The organism is Paraburkholderia phenoliruptrix (assembly GCF_019511605.1).
Taxonomy (GTDB): Bacteria; Pseudomonadota; Gammaproteobacteria; order Burkholderiales; family Burkholderiaceae; genus Paraburkholderia; species Paraburkholderia phenoliruptrix_A.
This window is the reverse complement of record NZ_JAEUAV010000055.1, coordinates 1-5177: the sequence shown is the minus strand read 5'-3', so window position 1 is coordinate 5177 and position 5177 is coordinate 1. Positions and strand designations below refer to the sequence as shown.

The following is a 5177-nucleotide window of genomic DNA, read 5'->3' as shown; positions in this document are numbered from 1 at the left end:
ATCGCATACCGCCCCGCCACCCGCCACTTCGTCGACGCCGAACCCTTCGGCACACCCGCCCCACCGGACGCACCAGAAGCATCAATAGGCGTTTCCGCCGCCTTCGCCTCAGCATGGCTACCAAAGCCACCCGACACACTCTTGAAGCCCTTCCACGCCAGCACAACCGCCACAATTAACGCAATCGGCAAGATGAACAGCGCCTTAGGCGTTACCGCCTTTGGTTTCGTGTGCAGCTCCGCGCTCGTGTACAGCTCAAACACCTTCTTCGGGTACGACCACACATGCTTAACCGCATCGCGGAGGCCGCTATTCGGGTTATGCGCGCTATCCCACTCGTAGATCATTGCGCGACGGCCGCCAAACAGCCGACGCACATGCACGTGCCGCCCCACCAGATCACGGATCGTCTTGTTCATGCGGTTCGGATGCTGCGTGATTACTAGAATGTCCACGCCGTAATGCCGATGCACGTGCAACTTTTCAATGTCTTCGGTCGCCTTCACCGAGGCCGACACAGGAGGCCAGATGCGCTGCACCTCGTCGATCACGATCACGTCGTTGGGCTGACAGTGCTTGTGCCACTCGCGCACCATGTCGTCGTCCCACAGCTCGTGATCAATTGCCAGCCCCTTGATGCCGTTCGCGATGACACGACGCCCCGCCTTAATCTCCTTAAGCAGCGACGCAACCGCCCACAACGTCTTGCCACTACCCGGCACCCCCGTAACCAGCGTGATAGCCATAGCGTCGCCTTACTTGATAAAAAACTTTTTCATGCTGGACGCCCCCGCCATCGCCACGCGTGCACTGATCGCACCGCCGATGTACCCAAAGCCCTGAAAAATCCCGCCCATCGCGAGCAGGTTCGCCAGATCCGCAGGAATGCCGCCCACTGACGCCTGCAGCCACGACAACGCCTGATTCACAGCCAGGTCGATGCCGCCCACCGTCAACACGCCGACACCCAACGCAAGCAGCGCATTGACGATAAGCGGCTGCACCAGCCCCAGCAGCCACGCAGCCCACGTCATCGCGCATACCTCTGCGCCAACGCGTTAGCCTCGCCTTGCACCCGAACAGCCTGATCCAACGTCGAGTCGATCACGTACGCGAAAAGCGCAAACACCAACACGCCACACACTAAGATCACCTTCATGCAGTCACCCCCATAGCCACGATGAACGCCGCAGCCAGCGCACACAACGCCAGCACCACCGGCCGAATGCTCTGCACAAGCGAGCAGAGCGGATCAAACGCCAACGAATAGGACGAACCAAACACCTCAAATGTCTTCGGCGCCGGGCAACTGCCGTCAGCTGGCCCAACGTTCCACGGCGACATCGACACGTTGGTCGAGCTAGTCGAAATAGGCGGCGCAGCCGGAGCGCTCCCAAGCGGCGCACATGCCGACGCATTCGGTTCCAGCTGGCAGGGGTCTTGCGTCGGTGTCGTTGTCCCTGTCGTGCCGCTCGCCGGATTGCTCGGATCGGTCGTCTGACCGGGCGTATACGGAGTGCTCGGAATAGGCTGCGTCGAGATAGGAACCGACGTAGAACCGGGCGCACGCGCGGGCGACTCAAGCACGTCATTCCACGTAGGGGTGACCGGCGACGTCGCCACGTCGGACTGCGACACAGGGTTGGTCGCGTCGTAGGGATAACCGTCGTAGCCAGGCTGAGCGGCAGCGTTCTTCCACAGCGAATCAGCCAGCGACGCAGTCAGCTGCTGCGGAAACGGCTGCGCCATCATGTCGCTAGTGGGTTGCAGCTGAGTCAAGTTCCCCGTCTGCCCCGGCGACACAAAAGCCGGATTGAACATCGGTGACACCGAAATAACCTCACCACTCACCGTCGGATTGTCCGCATTAGGCGCCCAAGTCAACTGAACGTTGTAAGAGCAAGGAGGCGACACACTCTCCGAACACCCCTGAAACATCGGGTTAATCGTGTACTGAATGTTCTGCACTGCCGACGACTGAAAATTGACCTCAGCCAATGCCGCCTGCGTCGCGCAATCCAGCCCATTCGAACACCCGAACACGGTGCCCGAATTCGGGTAACCACTCGTGTAATACGGCACGTTAGAAGGCAGCGCCGGGTGATTCGCACACACTGTCGTTGTCGCCGGATTGCAGTTAGGGCTCGTATAGCTCGTCCACCCGCCGGAAACAGGCGGCGGCACAGGTGCAGCAGTCGGATTCTGCAACGACAGCTGCACCGCCGAGCCGCTCGTCCCCGACGATGTTTGCGAGAACTGGTACACGCCCCACGCTACCGCGCCAGCCGCCGCGAGCGCGCCCACGCTAACCAACGCCGAGAGCCACACAGGCGCACCAAACACCGTCGCCGCCGCCCCCGCGGCCGTCGAAACATAATTCGCATCGTTCGCAGCCTTGCCAACGAACGACATCGTTTCAGCGAACGTCGCATCGTTAGCAGCAACCGTGATCCCACGTCGAGCCAGATTCGCCGCGATCCCCGATCCAATCGCACGGTTCACAGCCCCCGTAAAGACCGGGTTCGACCAGAAAAAGGGCAACGCCTGCGCGTTCGCCACTTGTTGAGACAGCATCGCGACAAGCGCGCACACCAAAACGATCTTTTTGTACATGGCGTTAGCCGAAAACGATATAACCAGCCAAAAGACACGTCGCGCTAATAATCGCTACGACCTCGTAATACCAAGTCATCGCTACGCCTCCCCCGTCGAGTTCAGAAACTCACGAATCGCGCGTACACACCACGCAATCGCAAGCACACCAAGCACCGCGCCACCGATCTGCAATCCCGCTACTTCCCCTCCCTGCACCGGCTGATCGCTGCTCAACGTGGACACCTGCAAATACAGCGTCGCGCCTGACGAATCTGTTCCGCAACTCACCTCGTGCCCATTCACCTGCGCATAGGTAACGCCACTCACACCATCGGGACCGCAAACAATCGACGACACCGCCACAATGCCCTCCAGAAAAAAAGGCGTCCGGTTTCCCAGACGCCTTTATCGCAGCTGCCTCGCTGATCAACGACCGAGGAAGCCCTTCACGACGCGGTAGCCCCACGCCACAACGACGATGCCGAGCACCGCACCTCCAATCGCAACGATCGACGTCGACACGCCATTGATCGACGTCACGGTGCTCGTCACATCCACACCTGTCGAGGCCGTTTGAGCAAACGCACCAGCCGACGCCAGAGCACCACCAGCAACAACAGCCAACTTCTTCAGCTTCTTCATTTTTGGTCTTCCTCGCGGCCCGTTGATTAGGATTCGCTCGACTGGGCCACTTTCGAGCGAATCGACTTCTTAGGAGGATCGCGACGAAACACGGTGCGCGTCACGTAGGCGACTCCCTTACAAATCAGGTTCACGGCCAACAGGGCATTCAGCAACATCAATTGCGCTGACACCGGATCAACCGCATACGACGACAGCCGGTCCATTGACGGCTGACCTTATTGCTGCTGTGGGGCCGCCGCGCCTAAAGCGGCTTTCGCTTTCGGCTGACCGAACGGAACGAGCGACACGATGCGCGGCACGAGCTTTCCAGAGTCGTTGCCGTTACCTTGGGCAAGCGCGAACTCTGCGAGATACTCGCCCGGCTGACGCTCGGAAAGAGCGTCCGGCAAATTGATAACTCCAACCACTATGTTCGAGCCAGCTTCCGCCGACTGCTGCTCCAAGATGCATTGCGCTTCACGGATCGTGTACGGCCTGCCAGTTTTCTGCGAAACGCCGCTGCGAGTATTGATCGAGAGGATGGTCAGCTTTTGCTTTGACATTATGTTGTCCGAATGAATATGCATTGAACGTCGTTCGATAGTGGTCGAACAGTAAGTGAGCACGAACAAAGTCGAGAACCGGTTACCATCTGTAACTGTGCCACCCGGTCGTTTACAGATAATATATCTCGGTTAGTCAGATTATTTATCTGGATCGACCACCTGTCAAGGGCTATGACCAAATACACAGAAAAACTTATGTTCGACTTGGCGATGCATGGTGCAACCACGCTCCAGGAGCGGTTTGTTGCACTCATCGACGTAATTACGTCCGCCAAAAACCGGTGGAGCGAACTTGAGGGACGCTCCGGCATTGGCGCGCACAGTTGGCAGAAGGCTTATCAGGGCAAGCAACGTCCCACTTCAGAAATGTTAGAAGCGGTCGCCAGCGATTCTCCCAACTTTGCCTTCTGGCTGCTTACGGGCCTAACAGACAATGCGCATGGCCACACCTCGCCAGATGGTCACTGGACCGTCGATGGGGAAGCGCCAAGAGCGCCCGGCACAGAAGCCGATCTATGGAGTAGTGCGACTAAGCTGAAAAGCTTGTTCTTAGAAAAGCGGCATGCCGAGGAAGCGGGCAAGGCATTTTCCTCACAACAGCTGACGGACGACCTTGCTACACGAATGGAATCGCTCTGCGCCGAACTCAAACGTCGGGAAGAAGTGCTTCATCGGGCGACCGCCGCTGTACCGTTTTCGGAAGGAAGGAATTGCGACTCGGAACCATCGAGTCGGGAAGAAGCAATCGAGCGCGAGTTCCGACGTCATGAGGCTGCTATACGCGCCATTTTGCAGCGGTGACCAAGACTGACCTGAATGAGGGTGCCTACGCCCAAACACCAGTATCTGCCGCGACAGGGGAAACAATGAGCAATTTGGAACCGGCTTACAACAAAATCTCGACGCTGCCACAGCGCACCGAAATAACGGTTCGATATGAGGTCGCCCGCGATGTGCTCAACAACATGATCGCAATCGTCACCGGCCAAATTTTCGCTGAGCAGCGTAAATCAATGCCCGACGAAAGCGCGTTGGTTGAGCTTCGCGCTACTCGACAACGGTACGTAGATGAGCGTAGCGGACTTAGCTCTAACGACTTTGACGCCATCCGCTACATCTATGAACATTACGCGCCAATCGTTAAACATCACGTCAGCGAGTAACGCATGCCAACCGCACCCTACTTCCGAATATCTCTTCCGCTCCGCAAATCCCGTCCGAGCGCCGTGGATATCTGTGTCGCAGCCCACTTACAGTAGGTGATTTGCGGAGCACTAAGAGGCGAGATGCCATTGATTATTAAAGTCTTTGTTGCGGACTCTTAATCCGTAGGTCGAGTGTTCGAGTCACTCACGCCCCACCAAGCATTTGAAAGGCCGGTCAGCTTGCGCT

Annotated in this window: 9 protein-coding genes and 1 tRNA gene; 3 read left to right on the top strand and 7 right to left on the bottom strand. The window is 57.9% G+C overall.

The window, feature by feature from the left end; genetic code table 11:
- The 7 genes from JNB89_RS30680 to JNB89_RS30650 all read right to left on the bottom strand — a co-directional run.
- On the bottom strand, window positions 1-746 hold a 746-nt coding region (locus tag JNB89_RS30680; RefSeq protein ID WP_220364720.1), incomplete at its 3' end, for a zonular occludens toxin domain-containing protein.
- Between the two features lie 9 nt (window positions 747-755).
- Complete coding sequence (locus tag JNB89_RS30675) at window positions 756-1034, bottom strand: DUF2523 domain-containing protein (RefSeq protein WP_220364719.1); 279 nt, start codon at window positions 1032-1034, stop codon at window positions 756-758.
- A 121-nt stretch (window positions 1035-1155) separates the two neighbouring features.
- A complete protein-coding gene (locus tag JNB89_RS30670; RefSeq protein WP_220364718.1) occupies window positions 1156-2613 on the bottom strand; it encodes a virulence factor TspB C-terminal domain-related protein in 1458 nt (485 codons plus the stop codon).
- An 81-nt stretch (window positions 2614-2694) separates the two neighbouring features.
- Window positions 2695-2922: a major capsid protein gene (locus tag JNB89_RS30665; RefSeq protein WP_220364717.1), complete on the bottom strand. Its 228-nt coding sequence runs from the start codon at window positions 2920-2922 to the stop codon at window positions 2695-2697.
- A 99-nt stretch (window positions 2923-3021) separates the two neighbouring features.
- Window positions 3022-3237: a major capsid protein gene (locus JNB89_RS30660; protein WP_220364716.1), complete on the bottom strand. Its 216-nt coding sequence runs from the start codon at window positions 3235-3237 to the stop codon at window positions 3022-3024.
- A gap of 26 nt (window positions 3238-3263) precedes the next feature.
- On the bottom strand, window positions 3264-3443 hold the full coding sequence (locus JNB89_RS30655; RefSeq protein ID WP_220364715.1) for a hypothetical protein: 180 nt from the start codon (window positions 3441-3443) through the stop codon (window positions 3264-3266).
- A 12-nt stretch (window positions 3444-3455) separates the two neighbouring features.
- A complete protein-coding gene (locus JNB89_RS30650; protein ID WP_220364721.1) occupies window positions 3456-3782 on the bottom strand; it encodes a cellulose synthase in 327 nt (108 codons plus the stop codon).
- Between the two features lie 174 nt (window positions 3783-3956).
- On the opposite strand from JNB89_RS30650, the gene JNB89_RS30645 reads away from it, so the two are divergent.
- From JNB89_RS30645 to JNB89_RS30635, 3 genes are all read left to right on the top strand, one after another.
- Entirely contained in the window at window positions 3957-4586 is a 630-nt protein-coding gene (locus tag JNB89_RS30645; protein ID WP_220364714.1) for a hypothetical protein, read from the top strand.
- Window positions 4587-4651: 65 nt separating this feature from the next.
- Window positions 4652-4948 carry a hypothetical protein gene (locus tag JNB89_RS30640; RefSeq protein WP_220364713.1) on the top strand — a complete coding sequence of 99 codons (297 nt, stop codon included), beginning with the start codon at window positions 4652-4654 and terminating at the stop codon, window positions 4946-4948.
- Window positions 4949-5063: 115 nt separating this feature from the next.
- A tRNA-Lys gene (locus tag JNB89_RS30635) sits at window positions 5064-5148 on the top strand.
- Window positions 5149-5177: the final 29 nt, after the last annotated feature.

Coding starts and splice junctions, on each gene's coding strand:
- JNB89_RS30675 (WP_220364719.1), bottom strand. CDS start 1,034: ATGACGTGGGCTGCGTGGCTGCTGGGGCTGGTGCAGCCGCTTATCGTC.
- JNB89_RS30640 (WP_220364713.1), top strand. CDS start 4,652: ATGAGCAATTTGGAACCGGCTTACAACAAAATCTCGACGCTGCCACAG.
- JNB89_RS30670 (WP_220364718.1), bottom strand. CDS start 2,613: ATGTACAAAAAGATCGTTTTGGTGTGCGCGCTTGTCGCGATGCTGTCT.
- JNB89_RS30645 (WP_220364714.1), top strand. CDS start 3,957: ATGACCAAATACACAGAAAAACTTATGTTCGACTTGGCGATGCATGGT.
- JNB89_RS30655 (WP_220364715.1), bottom strand. CDS start 3,443: ATGGACCGGCTGTCGTCGTATGCGGTTGATCCGGTGTCAGCGCAATTG.
- JNB89_RS30660 (WP_220364716.1), bottom strand. CDS start 3,237: ATGAAGAAGCTGAAGAAGTTGGCTGTTGTTGCTGGTGGTGCTCTGGCG.
- JNB89_RS30650 (WP_220364721.1), bottom strand. CDS start 3,782: ATGTCAAAGCAAAAGCTGACCATCCTCTCGATCAATACTCGCAGCGGC.